This is a genomic window from Akkermansiaceae bacterium (assembly GCA_024233115.1).
Lineage (GTDB): Bacteria > Verrucomicrobiota > Verrucomicrobiia > Verrucomicrobiales > Akkermansiaceae > Oceaniferula.
In genome coordinates, this window is the sequence record JACKQB010000005.1 from 384,627 (window position 1) to 403,650 (window position 19,024).

General features: G+C 55.5%; 16 protein-coding genes and 1 pseudogene. 7 read left to right on the plus strand and 10 right to left on the minus strand.

Annotated elements, in window-relative coordinates; genetic code table 11:
- Positions 1–29: 29 nt before the first annotated feature.
- On the minus strand, positions 30–1,439 hold the full coding sequence (locus tag H7A51_15295; protein ID MCP5537584.1) for a sulfatase-like hydrolase/transferase: 1,410 nt from the start codon (positions 1,437–1,439) through the stop codon (positions 30–32).
- 126 nt (positions 1,440–1,565) lie between these two features.
- Between H7A51_15295 and H7A51_15300 the strand changes: the two genes are divergently transcribed.
- Together H7A51_15300 and H7A51_15305 are read left to right on the plus strand one after the other, a co-directional pair.
- Positions 1,566–3,926: an SLC13 family permease gene (locus H7A51_15300; GenBank protein MCP5537585.1), complete on the plus strand. Its 2,361-nt coding sequence runs from the start codon at positions 1,566–1,568 to the stop codon at positions 3,924–3,926.
- Between the two features lie 126 nt (positions 3,927–4,052).
- Positions 4,053–4,496: a hypothetical protein gene (locus tag H7A51_15305; protein MCP5537586.1), complete on the plus strand. Its 444-nt coding sequence runs from the start codon at positions 4,053–4,055 to the stop codon at positions 4,494–4,496.
- Positions 4,497–4,664: 168 nt separating this feature from the next.
- Here H7A51_15305 and H7A51_15310 read toward each other — a convergent pair whose 3' ends face one another.
- Entirely contained in the window at positions 4,665–5,168 is a 504-nt protein-coding gene (locus tag H7A51_15310; protein ID MCP5537587.1) for a PEP-CTERM sorting domain-containing protein, read from the minus strand.
- 135 nt (positions 5,169–5,303) lie between these two features.
- On the opposite strand from H7A51_15310, the gene H7A51_15315 reads away from it, so the two are divergent.
- Together H7A51_15315 and H7A51_15320 are read left to right on the plus strand one after the other, a co-directional pair.
- Positions 5,304–7,082: a hypothetical protein gene (locus H7A51_15315; protein ID MCP5537588.1), complete on the plus strand. Its 1,779-nt coding sequence runs from the start codon at positions 5,304–5,306 to the stop codon at positions 7,080–7,082.
- A gap of 228 nt (positions 7,083–7,310) precedes the next feature.
- Complete coding sequence (locus H7A51_15320; protein MCP5537589.1) at positions 7,311–10,112, plus strand: pyruvate, phosphate dikinase; 2,802 nt, start codon at positions 7,311–7,313, stop codon at positions 10,110–10,112.
- A 77-nt stretch (positions 10,113–10,189) separates the two neighbouring features.
- Here the strand turns inward: H7A51_15320 and H7A51_15325 are convergent, their stop codons facing one another.
- Positions 10,190–11,350: a hypothetical protein gene (locus H7A51_15325; protein MCP5537590.1), complete on the minus strand. Its 1,161-nt coding sequence runs from the start codon at positions 11,348–11,350 to the stop codon at positions 10,190–10,192.
- A gap of 99 nt (positions 11,351–11,449) precedes the next feature.
- Here H7A51_15325 and H7A51_15330 point away from each other — a divergent pair, with 99 nt between their 5' ends.
- Genes H7A51_15330 through fucU form a run of 3 tightly spaced genes read left to right on the plus strand, consistent with a single transcriptional unit; the run spans position 11,450 to position 13,312 of the window.
- Positions 11,450–12,019 (plus strand): hypothetical protein, encoded by a 570-nt coding sequence (locus tag H7A51_15330; GenBank protein MCP5537591.1) that lies wholly within the window; start codon positions 11,450–11,452, stop codon positions 12,017–12,019.
- Positions 12,006–12,863 (plus strand): nucleotidyl transferase AbiEii/AbiGii toxin family protein, encoded by an 858-nt coding sequence (locus tag H7A51_15335; protein MCP5537592.1) that lies wholly within the window; start codon positions 12,006–12,008, stop codon positions 12,861–12,863. Before H7A51_15330 ends, H7A51_15335 begins: the two co-directional genes overlap by 14 nt.
- A gap of 17 nt (positions 12,864–12,880) precedes the next feature.
- Positions 12,881–13,312, plus strand: a complete 432-nt coding sequence (fucU, locus tag H7A51_15340; GenBank protein ID MCP5537593.1) for an L-fucose mutarotase — start codon at positions 12,881–12,883, stop codon at positions 13,310–13,312.
- A 57-nt stretch (positions 13,313–13,369) separates the two neighbouring features.
- Here fucU and fucP read toward each other — a convergent pair whose 3' ends face one another.
- The 7 genes and pseudogenes from fucP to H7A51_15375 all read right to left on the minus strand — a co-directional run bounded on the left by fucP (position 13,370) and on the right by H7A51_15375 (position 19,018).
- Positions 13,370–14,683 (minus strand): L-fucose:H+ symporter permease, encoded by a 1,314-nt coding sequence (gene fucP / locus H7A51_15345; protein ID MCP5537594.1) that lies wholly within the window; start codon positions 14,681–14,683, stop codon positions 13,370–13,372.
- Positions 14,660–15,166, minus strand: a pseudogene (locus tag H7A51_15350) (MFS transporter). Before H7A51_15350 ends, fucP begins: the two are co-directional and overlap by 24 nt.
- A gap of 114 nt (positions 15,167–15,280) precedes the next feature.
- The gene (locus H7A51_15355) at positions 15,281–16,210 is read right to left on the minus strand and encodes a lactate/malate dehydrogenase family protein (GenBank protein MCP5537595.1); all 930 of its coding nucleotides are present in this window, start codon (positions 16,208–16,210) and stop codon (positions 15,281–15,283) included.
- Between the two features lie 43 nt (positions 16,211–16,253).
- Complete coding sequence (locus tag H7A51_15360) at positions 16,254–17,213, minus strand: class II aldolase/adducin family protein (protein MCP5537596.1); 960 nt, start codon at positions 17,211–17,213, stop codon at positions 16,254–16,256.
- 24 nt (positions 17,214–17,237) lie between these two features.
- Positions 17,238–18,368, minus strand: coding sequence for a class II aldolase/adducin family protein (locus tag H7A51_15365; GenBank protein ID MCP5537597.1), 1,131 nt, complete (start codon positions 18,366–18,368; stop codon positions 17,238–17,240).
- A gap of 25 nt (positions 18,369–18,393) precedes the next feature.
- Entirely contained in the window at positions 18,394–18,699 is a 306-nt protein-coding gene (locus H7A51_15370; protein ID MCP5537598.1) for an ethanolamine utilization protein EutN, read from the minus strand.
- A 22-nt stretch (positions 18,700–18,721) separates the two neighbouring features.
- Positions 18,722–19,018 carry a EutN/CcmL family microcompartment protein gene (locus H7A51_15375; GenBank protein ID MCP5537599.1) on the minus strand — a complete coding sequence of 99 codons (297 nt, stop codon included), beginning with the start codon at positions 19,016–19,018 and terminating at the stop codon, positions 18,722–18,724.
- Between the last annotated feature and the right edge of the window lie 6 nt (positions 19,019–19,024).

Sequence of the window (19,024 nt, forward strand, 5' to 3'; positions counted from 1 at the left end):
GCCTGTGACAGGAGCACAGGCCATGGCGGCTAGGGGAGTTTGCGTTCGGCTTCGCGGCCGATCACATCCATGTGGTGTTTTTTACGTTGGTTGCTTTCCCATTTCTTCCCCTCTCTCCATGCCGGGGCTTGTATTCCTTTTTCCCAGGTGGCGAGTTTGGCGGCAAGCTGTTGCACCCTTTCCGGATGTTGTTTGGCCAGGTCCTTTGTTTCGCCAATGTCCCTGGCAAGATCAAAGAGGAGGAAGCGGTGGCCCAGGTCTTCATTCTCCACCCGGATGAGCTTCCAGTTGCCATCCCTGACAGCTGCCGCGACGGAGCGCCGAAAGTAGAGGGTGTCGTGCCCCTTGGACGGGGAAATGTTTTGTAGTCCGGGTAACAGACTGACGCCATCGAGGCCGAGAGCCTTGATTTGTTCCTTCCGACCGGCAACGTCCAGACTGGTGGCCATGAAATCGAGTGTGGAAGTGAGCATCCCGATGCGCTTGCCGCCTGTTAGTCCCCCGGCGGGCCAATGTATGATGCAGGGAACACGGTGGCCACCTTCCCATTTGCTGCCTTTCATGCCGCGGTAGATGCCGTTGTCCGATGCATTTGTCGTGGCGCCTCCGTTGTCGCTGCAGAAAATGACCATGGTATTGTCGCTAAGCTGGTTCTCCTCAAGGTGGCGTCTGAGTCTACCGATGTTTTGATCCATGTTGTGGACCATGGCGGCGTAGGTACGACGGTTTTTTTTGTCGATGTGCCGGTAGAGGGCAAGATCCTCCTCCAGCGCGTGCATGGGTGTGTGTGGCGCGTTGTAGGAGAGGTACATCAAAAAGGGTTTGTCCTTCTGGCGATGATCGATCAGCCGGATCGCCTCATCGGTGAGCCAGTTGGTGACGTATTTGATTTCCGGCTCCGGTACCTGTTTGCCGTTGCGCTGCATCATCTGCTCGGCATTGATTTTCTTTTCCGGGAAATAGCTGCGGCCACCGGCGATAAACCCGCTGAAGTGGTCAAAGCCCTGGGCGTTCGGGTGCATCTCAGGTTGTGAGCCCAAGTGCCATTTGCCAAGTCCCATGGTTTCGTAACCGGCGGCTTTCATGGCTTCGGCGTAGGTGACGACACTGCCGGGCAAGCCGAATTTTCCATGCGGGCCGTTACACTCGAAGCCAAAGTGCTGTTGGTACTTTCCCGACATCAAACCGGCCCGAGACGGAGCGCAGACACTGGCCGTGGTATGGTGGTCATTCAGGATCAGACCAGCACCGGCCAGCTTGTCGAGATGGGGTGTCTTGATATCCTGACAGCCGTTGTAGGAAAGATCTCCATGGCCAAGGTCATCGGCGAGGATCAGGATGATATTGGGTGGTGGCGATGCGCTTTTTTCGGCGGCAACAAAGCTGGTGACAGTCAGGATGATGCCCCCGACCAGGATTAGGGCGCTAAGTGGTTTCACACATGAGGTTTAGATGATCGGGGGGGCATCTCAAGTGCAATTCATCGTCAATTTTACGTACAGGATTCGCGTAAAGCCTGGCTTGCTTCGAGTCGGGAGTTTGATAGCATACCCATTAATTGTTGTATGAACTATGAAATTGGTTTTGTCCTGGCCTTGTTGTTGGTCTCGCTGGTGCTGTTTGTCAGCGACAAGCTGCGGATGGATCTGGTTGCGTTGTTAGTGCTGGCTGTTCTCGCGGTGGCGGGTTTGGTAAGTATGGAACAGGCGCTCGAGGGTTTCAGCAACCCGGCAGTGGTGACGGTGTGGGCCATGTTCATTCTAAGCGCGGGGCTCAGTGCCACCGGGGTGGCGGATGTGATCGGCAGGCAGGTATTCCGTATGGCGGGTGATACCGAGCCGAGGATTATCCTGACGATCATGCTGGCGACCGGGGTGATGTCCGCTTTTATGAACAATATCGGGGTGGCGGCGTTGATGCTGCCTGTGGTAATGGATATCGCCCGCCGAACCGGGATTTCGCCGGCACGTCTGCTGATGCCGATGGCTTATGCATCCCTGTTAGGAGGATTGACAACGATGATCGGAACCCCGCCCAACCTGGTGGCGGCAACGGCTTTGCAGCAAGCCGGGCATGAGCCGTTCGGCCTGTTTTCATTCACACCGGTCGGTTTGCCCGCACTGATCGCGGGCTCGCTGTTTGTGGCGTTTTTGGGTCGTCACCTGCTACCGAAGGAGGTGCCGCACAAATTCCGTGGGAAAATGGTCGAGGCCGGACCGAGGTTGCAGTTTGATTACCAGATTGAGAACCGGCTGTTCCGGTTGCGGGTGCGCCCGCATTCACCTTTGGTGGGTCGGACACTGGCGGATAGCCGGCTTGGTGCGGTGTTAGGCTTGAATGTCTATGCGGTGAAGCGTGGCGAAACGATGCATTCTGATGTGGATGGTGGTTTTATCATCGACGGCGGGGACATTCTATTCCTCCAGGGAAGTATTGAGGAATTCAGGGATTTTTTACAGTGGCAGGCGCTTGAGATGGCGAGTGGCCGGGAAATCACAGAGTTGTTAGCGATTCAACACGTGGTCTTTCTCGATGTTGCATTGGGCGATAGCTCGGACCTGATCGGGAAAAGGGTAGGGGAAACCCAGTTTTCCACGCGCTTCTGCGGGCATATCCTGGCTGTGATCCGTGGTGACCGGGTGACGAGGGAAGGCATTGCCGCCATCGAGCTCAGCGCGGGCGATCGGCTGCTGGTGGAAACGAAGAATGACAACCTCAACCGGTATGAGCAAAAGGGGGGCTTTTCATCGGCTGAAGTGCTTGGGCCGGATCGGATCGGGGAGGTGTATCCAGAGTCTGAAACCTTGTTTGAGCTCAGCATTCCCGGGCAATCCCACCTAACAGGAATGAAGATATCGGAGAGCGGGCTTGGTGATGTGCTGCAATTACGTGTTGTCGGGATAGCCCGCAAATCGGGCTCCAGCTATTTCCCCACCGGGGATGATCGGTTTGAAACCGGTGACAGGCTGTTAGTCCACGGAACCAGGGAGACGGCGGAATGGCTGCAAGCTTTGCAGAGCCTGGAAGTCAGTGAGGAGGATGTGCTCGACCCCCTGGAGCGCAACGAAGTGGGGCATACCGAGATCACCCTGTCACCACAGAGCCGTTTGGTGGGACAGACGGTGAAGGCGCTTAATTTCAGGAAGCGTTATGGCTTGCAGATCCTGGCGATCTGGCGGGGCGGCAAGGCCATGACTGGTTACCTGTGGAAAACAAAACTCGCATTCGGCGACGCCCTGCTTCTTTCCGGCCCCCGGGAGAGGATCGAGGAGCTGACAACGGACCCTGATTTCCTGGTTCTGACACGGACAGCCGATGACGTGGTGGCGGTGAAATCGCGGCCAAAAGCCATCGTGGCATCGGTGGTGATGCTGGCGGTGGTGGTGCTGGTCTTGGGTGGCGTATTACCGATCGCGGTCGCCGCCATCGCCGGAGTGGTGGTCATGGTCGGTGCCCGGTGCCTGAGCATGGACGAGGCGTATCGCTCGATCGAGTGGCAGTCAGTTTTCCTGATTGCCTGTATGATCCCGCTGGGCACCGCGATGCAGGAAACCGGAGCGGCCCAGTGGATTGCAGAGGGGGTGGCGACCGTTGCCGAACCGTTTGGCGCCTGGGGTATTATCATGGGCCTCTATCTGGTGACTGCCGCTGCCACCACCATTGTACCGACAACGGCGCTGGTACTGATCATGGCACCCATTGCCATGGATGCAGCGGGTCGCTTTGGTGTGCCGCCGCACATGATTATCATGGCGGTTGCGATGGCGGCGTCGGCGAGCTTTACCAGTCCCATTTCCCATCCGGCCAATGTCCTGGTCATGGGGCCTGGCGGATACCGGTTTATCGATTACGTCAAAATGGGGATCATGCTGGCTTTGGTGGTGATGCTGACGGTGCTGCCCATGATCGCCGTGCTGGATTGGTAAATGAATGGAAATCTCGTAAACTGGACGATTCTTGTTTTTTACAGGAGCTTTTTTTGCATAGGCTGACTGGCCACCCGTCATCACCCTGATGGCGCGTGAGCCAGACCAACAACCCAACAACCTATTATGAAATCAACATTATCCCTAATTGCGGTAACAACATCCATGGTGCTTTCCCTGTTTGTGATGTCCTGCGGAAAAAAAGACACCGCCGCTTCCCTGAGCGACGAGATGCTTACCCAAATGGAGGAACTGATCACTGCCATTGAGTCCGCCAAAGACAAGGAAAGTGCCGAAAAATCAGCGACAAGAATCGATGAGATCGGCGACGAGCTCGTTGCTATTGCTGGTCGTCTCGATGCCCTTGGCGAGCCGTCCGAAGAGGATAAAAAACTCGTCAAGGAGAAAATGGACAAGGCCGAACAAGACAATAAGGAAAGAATGATGGCTGCCATGAAAAATATCATGGGCAACCAGGAGGTCGGAGCCATCCTTGGCACAGCCATGGAAGCATTTGGCAAAAAAATGGACGGCGTCGAAGACACCTTCAAAAAATACGGCAAAGACTGATACTTTTTAATCCCAACCAATTCCATAGCACACGGGGGCGCATCCTCCGTGTGCTTTTTTGGGATCCCGATTTGCCCAGAACCCGGATCTTTTTTGGCTAAAAAAATACCGGCACCCCCGTGTTGCAAGGGCATCGGTATTTGGAAAAATGGATGTGCTGTTTTTACCCTAATCCCTCCGACGGCGCAGGATCAGCGATCCCGCTCCAACAAGGACCAGAAGGCTGCTGCTTGGCTCGGGAACCGTATTCCAGCTGATGGCTGCAATACCTACACCGTTGCCACCAATGGCATCGAGCTGGTATTCCGAGCCGCTGAATCCAACTGGCACCGGGTTGGCACTCTCACCGGCATTGATACCGATGATATCAAAATCGACGTTCAGTGCTTTCGGCCCGAGAAATGTCACGAGCACGGTTTCGCCCGCATCGAGCTCAAGCGAGTTCATGTAGGTGCCCGAGTCATTCTGGTGATTCATGCCCACGACCAAAACATCCGGGTTGGCAACCTCGAATTTAACGTCCCCATAACCTGCTACGTTCACGGTCAAGGGCGTTGTGGATGTCACCGTCGTTCCCAGTGGGACGACCAGTGCGTTGAAATCGATGGTGAACGCCTGGCTCGCTGCCGTGGCCATCCCAATCGCAATGAGGGTTAGAAATTTGGTTTTCATAAGGGTGTCTTGAGGTTGCTGGATTTATAAATATCAATTTTTATTAAATAAATCAAGAGTCTTTTTGAAAAAAGACCCGGTTGCGGGGTGATGTTCTTGTTTGATCTCCGGGCTCCAGCCCGACAGAATACAGCTATGAAAACCCGAATGCTGTGGTTTGTCGCCATGATGACGGCACTGTCTTCCTTGGCCCTTGCCCAGCAGAAAAACGATCTGGACAAGCTGACAGCGGAGTTGATCCGTATCGCACGGCCTGCCGCCGGAATGGGGGAGGATGAACAGTCCCTGGCCAAGGAGTTCGCCCTGGGAGATAAAAAAGCCGCCGTCAGGGCTCTCATTCCTTTGTTGAAACATGAAAAAAAAGGGGTGCCCAGGTTGGCAGGCTACGTCATTCTGGAATGCTCGGCAGGTGTGGTTCCTGAGCAGCTGGATGCACTGATCGAGGGATACTTGAATGGCTCTGGCTGGCTGCCATCGGTTATCGGTCGGATCGGCAACGCCAAGGCGATCCGCTTTCTCGCCGATGACTTCCTGCGTAACCCGCAGACACATGCGCAAGTGAGTCATACCCTGGCCCAACTGGGACCGAAAGCGATGCCTTATTTATTACACCATTTCGACGTAGTGGATCTCGAAAAACGTTTCGACTACTATCAAGGGCTCAAGTGGGTAATCAAGGAAATGGGAGTGGATGCTGAAAGCGCGGTTGCGGGTTTGCTCAAGATTGCCAAGGATAAAAAGAGGTCAATGAAGCGAAGAAAATGCGCCGTTCTGCTGCTGGGTAGTGTCGGCCCCTCCGCTGAGCCGGCTTTACTTCAATTAAGGAGGCTATGGTCAGAGGATAAGCAAGAGTGGGCTGAGGTGCTGGACTCCGCGATCATTGACTGCGGGGGCAGGCACGCGGCGATCGCTCTGGTCCGTCAATTGAATGCCGGCACGGGGGAATATTCGATTCTCGATATCGGTATGCTTGGGGATGCGGCCCACCACGTTGGGCCTCAGGTGATGCCTTGGTTAGCGTCAGGGGATGGCCAGAGCAGGGTCGCCACGATCACAACCATCGGTGACATCGGGTATCAAGCGGGTGCAAGCCGGGTGACTCCATTTTTAGAAGTAAAAACCGATTGGCGACAAGCCTACGCAGCGGCCTACACCTTGGCAAAGTTGCGGCACAGGCCATCACTGCCAGCACTCAAAAGTGCCTCGAAAGCACATTGGTTCCCTCCGGTGCGTGATCTTGCCCAAAAAGCGATCCAGGTCATCGAGAACGGTGAGAACTTTGAGGAAGTCTTTGGTTGTGACGGCATAGGGGTGTTTGGTGATGTGCTTTATGATTTGACGAACTACAAAAAAAACGACGTTGTGCCGCCCGACTTGGGTGATTTGGCTCCGGTAAGTTCAAGAAACGAGGATTTTCATGCGTTTGAAGTCAAACATCCGAAAATAGCAGCTGAATTCATCAGGCTCAGGGATACCAATGGCGTGCAATTTTTAAAAATGGGCCAAATGGAGAGTTTGCAACTTGCGGGAGGAACCTTGTTAGGTGCCCACGCCGGTGAGTGGTATGGCGGGTTTCAATATGTGCCCACCCAGGGAAAACAAGTGAGTTTGTTGAGTGGAAATGTATATGGACTGGCAAAGTGGAACGGCCATATTCTCGCCGCAGAGGGAATCATGCACATGGGTATGAATGATGGCATGATCTATAAAGTGACCGCCAATGAACATACAGCCACGATTCAGCCGTGGTTTACTCTGCCGGCCTGCCCTCAAAGCATGTCGGTCACGAAGACAGGAAAACTCATCATCGTGTGTGATCAAGGGGTTGTTGTCCTTTCAAAGCAGGGCGGGGTCGATTACTACAGGCTGGCACTTGAGCAGGATGTGCCCCCTTTGGGTGATGATGAGCGATAGGTTTGCCTTTCCAGCTCAGGATTCATAAAACTGAAGCTATAGAATTTTTTCGGCGCGGCGGTGGTGTGGTATTGCATGCCATCGACAGCTATCCCGTTGAAAACCAAGCACAAAAACCTGCAAGGGGCTTGACCAAGTGCATTTGCTTGCTATGTTGCGCCTCCTCTTTCTGGAAATGGGCGAATACTCGCCGCGTTTTCATCTAACAAAAACTACACAACCATCACGATGGCAACCAAAAAGAAGGCCGCTAAAAAGGCCACCAAGAAAATTGCTCGCAAGGCACCCGCCCCTAAGTCCAAACAACACGTCTACTTCTTCGGAGGCGGAGAAGCCGACGGTAACGGCTCTCAAAAAAACCTCCTCGGAGGTAAGGGCGCCAACCTCGCCGAGATGGGCCTCATTGGAATTCCCGTTCCGGCTGGTTTCACGATCACCACCGAGGTCTGCACCTACTACTACGATCACGGTAAGAAATACCCTGCGACTCTCAACGCAGAGATCGAGGCCAACATCGCCAAGGTGGAAGCCGCCATGGGTAAAAAATTCGGCGACCTCGAGAACCCGCTGCTTCTTTCCGTCCGCTCCGGTGCCCGCGAATCCATGCCCGGCATGATGGACACCATCCTTAACCTCGGTATCAACGATGAGGTTGTCGAGGCTCTCGCCAAGAAAACCGGCAACGCCAAGTTCGCCTGGGACTCCTACCGTCGTTTCCTCCAGATGTATGGCAGTGTTGTGATGGAAGTCGAAGCCGAAGCCGGCGAACACCATGACCCCTATGAGGTCATCCTCGACGAAGCCAAGGCCAAGGCCAAGGTGAAGGATGACTCCGGTCTCTCCGCCAAACAACTCCAGTGGGTTGTCGGCGAGTTCAAGGCACTCATCAAGAAGCGTTCCGGCAAGAACTTCCCGGAGGATCCGCGCGACCAGCTCAAGGGTGCCGTCAACGCCGTGTTCAACTCATGGAACAACGACCGCGCCATCGTCTACCGCCAGAAGTACGGTATCCCAGCCGCATGGGGCACCGCCGTGAACGTGCAGGCCATGGTCTTCGGTAACACCGGTAAGACCTCCGGCACCGGCGTCGCCTTCACCCGCGACCCCGCCACCGGCGAAAACGTCTTCTACGGTGAGTACCTCATCGATGCCCAGGGCGAGGACGTGGTGGCAGGTGTCCGCACCCCCAAACCCATCGCCAAGATGGCCAAGGACCTTCCCAAGTCCTACAAGGAACTTCTGAAAATCCGTGCGGTTCTCGAGAAGCACTTCCGTGACGTCCAGGACGTTGAGTTCACCATCGAGGAAGGCAAACTCTGGATGCTCCAGACCCGCAACGGCAAACGCACCGGTTTCGCCGCTGTGAACATCGCCCTCGACATGGTCAAGGAGCGCCTCATCTCGAAAGAGGAGGCCATCCTCCGTATCCCGGCTGATGACCTCAGTCACTTGCTCGCCCCGATCTTTGACTCCAAGGATGAGAAAGCGGCCAGGAAAGTGGGTAGCGGCCTGCCGGCTGGACCGGGTGCCGCATCCGGTAAGATCTACTTCTCCGCTGAGGAGTCCGTCGCCGCCGCCGCCAAGGGCGAGTCCGTCATCCTTGTGCGCCAGGCCACTTCCCCGGAAGACCTTCGCGGCATGATCGCTGCCGAGGGTATTCTCACCACCGAGGGTGGAGCCTCCTCACACGCCGCCCTCGTTGCCCGCCAGATGGGTAAGGTGTGCGTCTGTGGTGCCCACAACATGACCATCGACTACGCCAAGAAAACCATCACCGGAAACGGTGTCACCCTGAAGCAGGGCGACGAGCTTTCCCTGAACGGATTTGTCGGTAGCGTCTACGCCGGTGGCATCAAGTCGTCCCCATCACAGGTGATCCAGGGGCTCATCGAGAACAAGGCGGCCGCCAAGAGGTCCGCCACTTACAAGAAGTTCATGGAACTGATGAAGTGGACCGACAGCCATCGCAAGCTCGGTGTCCGCACCAACTCCGATACCCCTGAGCAAGTTAGCCAGGCCATCAAGTTCGGCGCTGAAGGCATCGGCCTGACTCGCGCGGAGCACATGTTCTTCGAGGGCAACCGCATCGACTCCGTCCGTGAGATGATCCTCGCTGACGACGATGAAGGCCGCGCCAAGGCACTCAAGAAGATCAAGGTGTTTATGAAGAAAGACTTCACCGGTATCTTCAAGGCACTCGACGGCCGCCCTGCGACCATCCGCCTGCTGGACCCACCGCTGCACGAGTTCATCGGCACCATGGATGCCACCCAGAAGAAGGACCTCTCCAAGAAGATCGGTATGAGCGCCGCCGCCATCACCAAGCGTATCCACGCCCTTCACGAAGAGAACCCGATGCTCGGTCACCGCGGCTGCCGTCTCGGTATCAGCTACCCGGCTGTCACCGCCACCCAGGTCGAGGCCATCCTCGAAGCCGCCGCTGAGGTGCAAGCCAAAGGCACCAAGGTCTTCCCCGAGATCATGGTCCCCCTCGTTTCCTACGCCCGTGAGCTCGAGCTCCAGAAACAGGTCATCGATGAAACCGCCGATGCGGTGCGTAAGAAGCTCGGCCTCAAGAAGAGCCAGTTGAAGTACACCGTCGGCACCATGATGGAGATTCCACGCGCATGCCTCACCGCTTCTGAAGTGGCGAAACACGCCGAGTTCTTCTCCTTCGGAACCAACGACCTCACCCAGACCGGCCTCGGTCTGTCGCGTGACGACTCCTCCAGCTTCCTTCCTGCCTACCAGGATGCCGAAGTCCTCAGCAACAACCCGTTCGCCGCTCTCGACCAGGAGGGTGTCGGCAAACTTGTTGAGATGGGTGTCAAGGGCGGACGTGCCACCAAGAAGAAACTCAAGATCGGTATCTGTGGTGAACACGGCGGAGATCCATCCTCCGTGAAATTCTTCCACCGCACCGGACTCAACTACGTTTCCTGCTCACCATTCCGCATCCCCGTCGCCCGCCTTGCCGCCGCGCAAGCCGCCCTCGAGGAAAAAGGATTGGCCCGCGGAGAGATCAGCTAATTGATCTAACGAAGGGGAAAAAACCTTCGCTACAAAAAATCACAAGCCCCGATCAGGCAACTGGTCGGGGCTTTTTTTTAGCTGATTTTCTTATAAGTGTATTCTGCCGACTCCAGTTTACTGAGTTGGCGACATACATCGTCGAGTATCGTGTTGACGGAGTCATCCGTTAGGCTGCCTTCGACACGCATGGTGACATCATAGCTGTCCTCGATGAACCGGACATCAATTCCATCTACTTCGATGGTGTGCTGGTTGTAATCGTCGTCGAACTCGTCATCAAAGTTGGAAAAAATGGGGTCGATTTCCGGAGCGACGGAGTGGGGGATACTAGGGCTATAAAGGGTGGGTAAGAGATCAAGGTCTGTCTTGTTGATTAGCTCTTCATTCTCTTTGGCCATGTCGTTATGACCTTCTTGCAGAAGCTTGAATGTTTCGTCATCGAGATCGCCTCTCAGCATTTCGGGATCGCCGTAAAGATCCAATCCCATGGATGTCATTTCCACGTGAGTGCGTAGATCGAAGAGGTTGTTCATCTCCCCGTCTTTGCGGAACAATCGGTATTGGCTCCAATCCTTCTTTTCGACACATCGCCACTGCCAATTTGTTAGGTCAAGCTCCCAAGTGGCAAAAACATCGACCAAATCGTTTTCTTCAGTCCATTGCTGGGGGTCGGTCATACGGATAACGTTGCTTTCCTCGCAATAAAAAGCAGTGTGTCTGGAGATCCATCCTGGGCTGTTAGTTGTCTCTTGCCGAGTGATCGACCAATCGTTGGTGTTGAGTCGCATGACCTGGGTTTGCAGTGGATCCCGCTTGTCAGGATAGCCGAGTGAGCCAATCAAAATAATCTCATCGCCTACTACGGTGGCGCTATGAAAATCGGTGGCTGGAAATACATCTTCCGGGTAACCGTAAATCTCGACCTCGTCGTCAGGGGTTACGACGATGACATCATGATAGATATAGAAGTCCGGATCATAACTATCCTCATGCTCACCAGCGATGTAAACGACTCTGCCGTCAGGTAGAAGGGTTTCGGTTTGGCCGAAACGGTCAAAGCTCCAGCAGGGGCCGACATCAAATGATGAGTCACCATCGAACGCCTCATTAATTACAAATGCAGAATCAGACGAGTTTACACACCAGACCCAGAACGGATTGGTCATCACCTCAGGGTTTGCCTTTCCACGTCTGGGGCTGCGGAAATTGATGAAATCTTGTTGGCTCGGTAACATGATACTTTTATTACACGGTCGTGAGGGATATTTCAAGCTGCTACGCTTTGACCAATATTTGTCATGAACTATACAATAACTTGCAAATAATGCAACTTTATGTATAGTTTATCCATGACCCCAATGAAAACCCTCTTATCCACGCTTCGTGCCTTGGCGGATCGGGAGCGGTGTGTGTTTGCGGCTTCTGATTTGGCGGGGGCGGTTCCTTTGAGTGGTGTGGGGAGTGACCAGATGGCGGTTTTGTTATCGCGGGCGGTGACGGCGGGGGAATTGAAAAGGGTTTGCCGGGGGATTTATTATTATCCGGTAAGTGGGTATCGGCAGGAAAATTTGCTGTTCCATACTGCGGCTCGGTTGCGGGCTGGGGAGCTGAACTACCTCAGTCTGGAAACGGTGCTGAGTGACGAGGGGGTGATTTCCCAGGTGCCGATGAACTGGATCACGTTGATGAGCTCGGGGCGGAGTCATGTGGTGGACTGTGGCGAGTATGGTCGCATCGAATTTGTGCACACGGCGCAGCGTGCGGAGGATTTGCAGGGCGAGCTGGCATACGATGGCGAGCGGCGTTTGTGGCGGGCATCGGTGCGGCAGGCATTGCGCGATTTACGAGTGACCCGTCGGAGTAAGGATCTGATTAACGAGGAGATGGCCAATGAGTTTGTTTGATACATTAGTGGACGAGGCTTTGAGATCTCGTGAGGATTTGCATGTGTTGCGTCCGGTGGTGGAGAAGGAATTGCTGCATCACGATATCTTGCGCGAAATGAGTGGCGCTGGTTTGTTAGGTGGTCTGACATTTATCGGCGGCACCTGTTTGCGGGCCTGTTATGGGTCGATGCGACTTAGCGAGGATCTAGATTTTACGGGTGGGGTGGATTTTAACCGGGAAGACCTGGCTACGCTTGGAGATGTGTTAGTAGAAAGGTTGAAGACTCGTTACGGGTTACCCGTCAGCGTGGGCGAGCCAGTGAAGGAGGATGGAAATGTCTCAACCTGGAAAATGACGGTGGAAACGAGGCCTGGACTGAGGCACATGCCGGCTCAACGGATTCATCTGGATATTTGTGCGATTCCCAGCCACGACCGCCGACCGATGATGCTCAGGAATTTGTATGGCGTCGATTTAGGCACCTCTGGGCTGATTTTACAGGCTCAGAGCAGAGAGGAAATTTTGGCTGATAAGGTCGTGGCATTGGCTTTCAGAGAGAATCGAGTCAAGAACCGTGACTTGTGGGACATGGCATGGCTTTCCCAGCAAGGAGTGGAGCTGCCGCAAGAGTTGATCCCCGTTAAAGTGGCGGATCACGGCAGGGGGCTAGACGAGTTTAAAAGTCGGTTGGAAGATCGGACGAAGGCGTTGAAACGTGATGCTGAAATGCAAAAAGACTTCGTAGTAGAAATGCGCCGTTTTCTACCTGTGTCCACTGTGATTGAGACAGTAGAGCGAAGCGATTACTGGGAATATTTGACGAATGTAATCAGTGATTTGGGTGGACGAGCCATGGCGTAAGAGCATATGATGTTACCATGTTAAAGGGAATTTCACCACTGCTGTCGCCCGAACTGTTAGCTGTCCTGTGCCGTATGGGGCACGGCGAGGAAATCTTGCTGGCTGATGGTCACTTCCCGGCACACCAGTTCAATGACACGGTGATCAGGGCTGACGGATTAAGCATCCCGGATCTACTCGACGGCATCCTGCCGTTATTCGAGCTCGACCCCTATGACCCGGCACCCGTGATTACCATGGAGGCCGTCGAGGGTGACTCGCTTGATCCAAAAGTGGAGGGTGCCTATGCCGAGGCGATTGAAAGGCACAGCGAACTGAATCCATCCATTTCCCGTCTTGAGAGGTTTGCCTTTTATGACCGTGTCAAAACCGCCCACGCCGTGGTTGCCACAGGTGACGTCAACAAATACGCCAACATCATCCTCAAAAAAGGTGTGACGCCTGTTTAGGCGCCACACCGGTTTCATCAATCCTTTATTGCAACGGAACTCTTGGAGAGTTCGGTTTTATGCCTTGGCCTCGCCGATGTGTTTTCTGTGGGCGAGAAAGCCGTAGATGGCGATGGCGACAAAGCAGATCAAGGGCAGCACGAAGGATACCCGTGTGCTTGAGAGCGTCATGGAGCCGAATTCGAAGGCGTCCTTGTCCATGATGGAGGCTTGGAGGGGAGGCATCAGACAGCCGCCACCGATAGCCATGATCAGTCCGGCGGCACCGAGCTTGGCGTCGTCACCCAGGCCATCGAGGGCGATACCGTAAATGGTGGGGAACATCAGTGACATACAGGCTGAGACCCCGATCAGGCAGTAGAGGCCGGGCATGCCCTTGATAAAGATCAGGCCGAGAACCAAGGCGCCGCCGCCGACCGCAAGTGCGGAGAGAAGTCCGCCCGGGCTGACATACTTGAGCAGGAATGTACAGATGAAGCGGCTGCTTACAAAGATGATCATGGCAACGATGTTATAGCCCTGGGCGGTTGATGCCCGCATACCGAGTTCGTTGCCGGCGTATTGGATGATAAAGGTCCAGATCATGATCTGCGCGCCGACGTAGAATGCCTGGGCGATGACACCTCCGACGTAGTTGGAGTTCTTGAACAGACGGCCCAGCGTGGCGCCGAGGTGCAGGGACTTGTCATCTTCGCCCTGGGCTTCGGGCAGCTTCTTAAAGAGGAAAATGAAAAAGAAGATGGCGACCACAATACCAATGGCGAAATACGGCCCTTGCAGCACGTCCAGATCGGCTTTCTGAATGCTTGTCCATTGGGAGGGATCGGTTTTGGAAATCAGCGTGCGCGCTTGCTCCTCATCGGGCGAGCCGTCAAGCACGGGGCTTTGCTCCCAGTTGACCTCCTTGTTTTTACTGATCTTGGTGGAGATGTTCTTCCTTTGTTTGTCCGTGAGGCTGGTATCAAGCGACTGCTTCTGGATGAGGGTCCACTTTTCAGCATCCGTGGTTTGGGTGTCGGAGGTAATGGCGAGGACTTTGCCCAGACGCTGGTGGTCGGCTTGGATGAGCGCCAGCGTTTCGGTCCAGTTGACGGCGGTCTTTTCCTCCAGGGATTTTTCGATGCCCGCCTTGGCTTTGCCGCCAACCCAGCTACCCAGTCCGAGTTCCTGGATTTTTGTCCATTTGACCGCATCGAGAGACATGCTGTCAGGGTTGAGTTTTTTGTTGGAGATGGAGATCTTGCTTTTATCGGATGTTTGGCTGACCTCGGAAATAAGCTTGTGCGCCTCGGCGGAGACAACCGGCGCCAGCTCGGGGTCGTGGATGACGGATGTCAGGTTGGAGAGGATGAAGACCATCGCGACAAACATCCCGCAGATCGAGCCCATGGGGTTGAACGACTGGGCGAGGTTGAGCCGACGCGTCGCTGTTTCCTGGGACCCCATGGACAGGATGTAGGGGTTGGCGGTGGTCTCAAGGAAAGACAGACCACAGGTCATGGTGAAGTAGGCTAACAGGAATGCCCAGAATGCCATCATCTGGCCCGCGATCGGGAAAAAGAGGGCCGAGACGGCGTACAGCGCCAAACCTACCAGGATGCCTTTTTTATAGGAATACTTCTTGATGAACAGCGCGGCCGGGATGGCCATGAAGCAGTAACCACCGTAAAAAGCCGCCTGCACAAGCGAGCTTTCGAAGTTGGTGATCAGCAGGATTTTTTTAAACGCCGCCACCATCGGGTTGGTGATGTCATTGGCAAATCCCCAGAGTGGAAAAAGAATGGTTACCAGAACAAATGGAATAAGATGCTTTTTTGAGACGACTTGCGGTTTGGATGGGTGCGGGTCTGACATGTTGATAGGTGTGTTATAGGGTGTAGTTTTCTAGGTGGAAAACAAGACTCCGTCAATCTGCGAAACAGATGACGGAGCCGGTGATGGTTCAGGGCAATGTGGCGAATGGGTTCATCAGGCGTTGGCAACATTCTTGAGCATCTCCTTGAGGGCGCGGGCAGAGGCTTGCAGACCTTGTTTTTCCTTCGGCCAGAGTTCGATCTGGATGTGCTTCTCGGCGCCGCCCTTACCGACGATGGTCGGCACGCTGAGGCAGACGTCCTTGATGCCGTAGCAGCCGGTCTGCAGGCTGGAGACGGGCAGCAGTTGCTTCTTGTCGAGAGCGATGGCGTGTACGGTCTCGGCGATGGTGGCACCGACGGCCCAGCCTGCTCCGCCTTTGCGGGAGATGACCTCGGCACCGGATTTCTTGGTGCGTTCGAAGACCTGGCGCTGGTAGTTGGCGTCACAGCCTTTGACACCTGAGAGTGGCAGGCCGCCGACGGTGGCGGACGACCAGACAGGGATCATCGAGTCGCCGTGCTCGCCGAGGATGAGGGCTTTCACCTGCGTTGGCGCGAGGTCGAGGTCGTTGGCGATCAGCGAGCGGAAACGGGCGGTGTCGAGCATGGTGCCGAGCCCGATGACCTGGGCGGAGGGCAGCCCGAGGAAACTCACCGCGAGGTGGGTCAGGATGTCGACGGGGTTGGAGACAACGAGCACCTTGGCGCAGGGTTTCATGCCGGCGGTCTTGATGCTGTTGAGAATCTGGGAAAAGAGACCGACGTTGCGGTTGATCAGGTCGAGACGGCTTTCATCCGGCTTGCGGCGAAGGCCGGCGGTGATGACAAAGATGTCCGAGTCGGCGGCGCGGCTGTAGTCGCCTGCGTAGATGCGCTGGTCGTGAAGACAGGAGGCGCCGTGGAGCAGGTCGAGTGCCTCGCCGTCGGCAAGGTCCTTGTTAGCGTCGAGGATCTGGATTTCGGAAACGATGCCTGCACACTGGAGGCAGATCGCTGCATTGGAGCCTACGCGGCCACCGCCGCCGATAATGGTTACTTTCATAGTGTTGCGTTTGTTAGATTGAACTGGATGATTGGGGCTGAGATTACAAGGAGACGCCGGGCTTGAAGTTTGAGTTGTCACAAACCATGCATTCACCGAGGCCGTCGCGGTGATCGTCCATGCCCAGGCTCTTGCGGATGTCGATCAGGTCCTGGCCCTGTTTCCCCGTCATGGTAAGCAGCTTACCGCGGTTGATTTGCGCCGCTACCGTGACAGTGTGGCAGAGAGCCTCGCAGTTTTCCATGCGCCAGTAGGCTTCCTCGACATGGGCACCCCAGGTGATGACACCGTGGTTGAGCATCAGCACACACATGTGGTTGACACCCGTTTCACCCACGATGCGGGCAACTTCGGGTGTTCCCGGAGTATCGTAGGGAGCCATGCCGATTTCGCCCAGAAAGACATCGGCTTCCGGAACCATGCAGAGGGGGGGGCGGACTCCGGCGACGGCGAAGGCGGTGGCGTGGGTCGGGTGGGCATGGCAGACAGCCTTGCACTTGGGCTGGCGTTTCATGATGGCAAGGTGCGTCATACACTCGCTGGTGCGGGGACGCTTGCCGGCGAGCTGTTTGGCATCCAGATTGACCAGGCACATGTCCTCGGGTTTCATAAACCCCTTGGAGATCAGGGTCGGGGTGCAGAGCACGAGGTTGTCACCCACGCGGATGGTGAAGTTGCCGCCGTTGCCATCGGTGTAATCACGTTCCCACATACGCCTCCCGAGGTCGCAGATGCGTTCTTTGAGCACGTGGATTTCAGGTGAGTAAAAGAAGTCGAGGATTTCACCCGGTGTCCTTGGGTCGCCTCCTGGCGTCCAGACATACTCGTAGTCGGGCAAGACCGGCACTTCAGGAGTGTTAGGTCTGCTGTGAAGCGGTTTTTCCAATGACTTCAGGTAATCCTTGGCCGACGGGGTCAGAATGACATCATCCGTGAAGCTGCCGGGGGATTTGCCCGACAGGATCATGTCTTCAGCCTGTTTGGCGGTGATTACTTTTTTCATGGGGTTCTAAAAAAAGGGTGCCTGTTAGTTGGATGACTGGTTCATCTGAGCGACGATTTCATCGGTGAGTTGTTTGACCAGTGCCTCGGCCTCCGGGTGTAGACGTGAGCCGATGTCCTGGGTGGAGGGGGCGACCTCGCAGACGGTGCCGGGACGGAAATCGTTGTTGTCACAGAGTTCGCATTCCTTCATGCCCTCGCGTGGATCCTCCATGCCGATGGAGCGGCGGATCTTGAAGATGTCCTGCATTTTCTCGGCTGAAATGGTCGGGAGTTTGCCGCCGTTGAGCTGGCTTGCCACCCAGATGGTCTGGCAGGCGGTTTCCATGTTTTCCATTTTCCAGTAGGCGTCTTCCGGATCGCTTCCCCAGGCCATGACGCCGTGGTTGGCTAACAGGATCGCCGGGTTGTCTTTGCCGACCTTGGCGACGGCATCACAGATTTCCTTGCTGCCGGGGGTGTGGTATTCGACGAGTTTGATCGCACCGGTAAAGACTTCAACCTCAGAGCAAAGGCAGCTGGGAGGCTCAATGTTGGCAACGGCGAAGGCGGTGGAATAGGGGGGATGGCCGTGGATGACACTCTTGGCCTTGGGCTGCACCTTCATGATGGCGAGGTGGGTGTTAGCCTCGCTGGTGCGTTTCCGCCAGCCGGCTTTTTGGTTGCCATCGAGATCGATCAGCGCGATTTCGTCGGCAAGGACCTCGCCTTTGGACCTGAGGGTCGGTGTGCAGAGCACCAGGTTGTCACCAACGCGGACGGTGATGTTACCTCCGTTGCCATCGACCATGTTGCGTGTCCACATCTTACGCGCGGTGCGGATCATGGCATCCTTGAGCTCCATGATTTCCGGGGAGTAGAAAAAGCGTTGGATCTCCTCGGGAGTGACGGCATCGGCGCCGGGCTCCCAGTGGTATTCGAGACTCGGGACAATCGGTTCAGGTGGCACAGTCGGCACACCTGGAGGAAGCGGGGGGAATCGGTCTGCTCCTGACGCCTTGCCGGTTGCAGGTTTTTTTTGCTCCTTGTCTTTGCGGTAGGTGCGGATCTCGTCCTTGGCCGATGGGGTGATCACGGCTCCAGCGGGGATGGTATCGAGACAAATGCCTTGTCTGATCATTTCCTGGATGTCTTTTCCGGTGTAAACGTTCTTCATGGTGTGTAAAATGGTTGGATCGCAGTTAGTGGGTGGGTGCTACGTATTTAATGGTATCAAAAATGGCGAGGCTGATGGCGTCGATGGGGGTCGGGTTGTCAAACGGTGCAGTGGCTTCGGCCCCTTCGACAAAACCGATGATGTCACCTTCGCCTGCACCGATGTTATCGTAGACAACCAGAGAGGGCTGGGCGGTGAGGGAAGGTTGTGTGTCAAGGCAGCTGTTGAGCTGATCGGTGTCGACCGGGTTGACCATCAGCCAGCGGGCACCACGGAGGGATTCCTCCTGGGTGTGCATGGTGATTTTTCCGATGACGTGGCCGATGCGCATGGTTTGAGTTATTCGTTATCTGTTATTCGTTATCAGGTGAGTGCGTCGCTGGAGCGACGGGGGCATCATCGATAATGCCCTGGATGAACATGCGGATGGGCGAGTGGTAGTCGTGGACGATGTCGCGGGCGCCGATACCGTCTGTGCTGACAAATACTTTTTGATGCATGCCCGCGCCGAAGAGGTCGATGGCGATGAAGGGGGTGCCGTTGGGGCCGCCTTGCGCGTCAAGTTGTTGGCAAAGCAGCATCTTGAAGCCGTCCAGCGATGGGTGTTTCGCGGTGGCAACTGCATTTCCGACTACTTGGGCGTGGAGCATTGGGAA

Bases quoted from the DNA above. Each gene is read 5' to 3' on its own strand.
- H7A51_15300 (MCP5537585.1), top strand. From the start codon at position 1,566: ATGAACTATGAAATTGGTTTTGTCCTGGCCTTGTTGTTGGTCTCGCTG.
- H7A51_15305 (MCP5537586.1), top strand. From the start codon at position 4,053: ATGAAATCAACATTATCCCTAATTGCGGTAACAACATCCATGGTGCTT.
- H7A51_15310 (MCP5537587.1), bottom strand. From the start codon at position 5,168: ATGAAAACCAAATTTCTAACCCTCATTGCGATTGGGATGGCCACGGCA.
- H7A51_15315 (MCP5537588.1), top strand. From the start codon at position 5,304: ATGAAAACCCGAATGCTGTGGTTTGTCGCCATGATGACGGCACTGTCT.
- H7A51_15320 (MCP5537589.1), top strand. From the start codon at position 7,311: ATGGCAACCAAAAAGAAGGCCGCTAAAAAGGCCACCAAGAAAATTGCT.
- H7A51_15325 (MCP5537590.1), bottom strand. From the start codon at position 11,350: ATGTTACCGAGCCAACAAGATTTCATCAATTTCCGCAGCCCCAGACGT.
- H7A51_15330 (MCP5537591.1), top strand. From the start codon at position 11,450: ATGTATAGTTTATCCATGACCCCAATGAAAACCCTCTTATCCACGCTT.
- H7A51_15335 (MCP5537592.1), top strand. From the start codon at position 12,006: ATGAGTTTGTTTGATACATTAGTGGACGAGGCTTTGAGATCTCGTGAG.
- fucU (MCP5537593.1), top strand. From the start codon at position 12,881: ATGTTAAAGGGAATTTCACCACTGCTGTCGCCCGAACTGTTAGCTGTC.
- fucP (MCP5537594.1), bottom strand. From the start codon at position 14,683: ATGTTTGTCGCGATGGTCTTCATCCTCTCCAACCTGACATCCGTCATC.
- H7A51_15355 (MCP5537595.1), bottom strand. From the start codon at position 16,210: ATGAAAGTAACCATTATCGGCGGCGGTGGCCGCGTAGGCTCCAATGCA.
- H7A51_15360 (MCP5537596.1), bottom strand. From the start codon at position 17,213: ATGAAAAAAGTAATCACCGCCAAACAGGCTGAAGACATGATCCTGTCG.
- H7A51_15365 (MCP5537597.1), bottom strand. From the start codon at position 18,368: ATGAAGAACGTTTACACCGGAAAAGACATCCAGGAAATGATCAGACAA.
- H7A51_15370 (MCP5537598.1), bottom strand. From the start codon at position 18,699: ATGCGCATCGGCCACGTCATCGGAAAAATCACCATGCACACCCAGGAG.
- H7A51_15375 (MCP5537599.1), bottom strand. From the start codon at position 19,018: ATGCTCCACGCCCAAGTAGTCGGAAATGCAGTTGCCACCGCGAAACAC.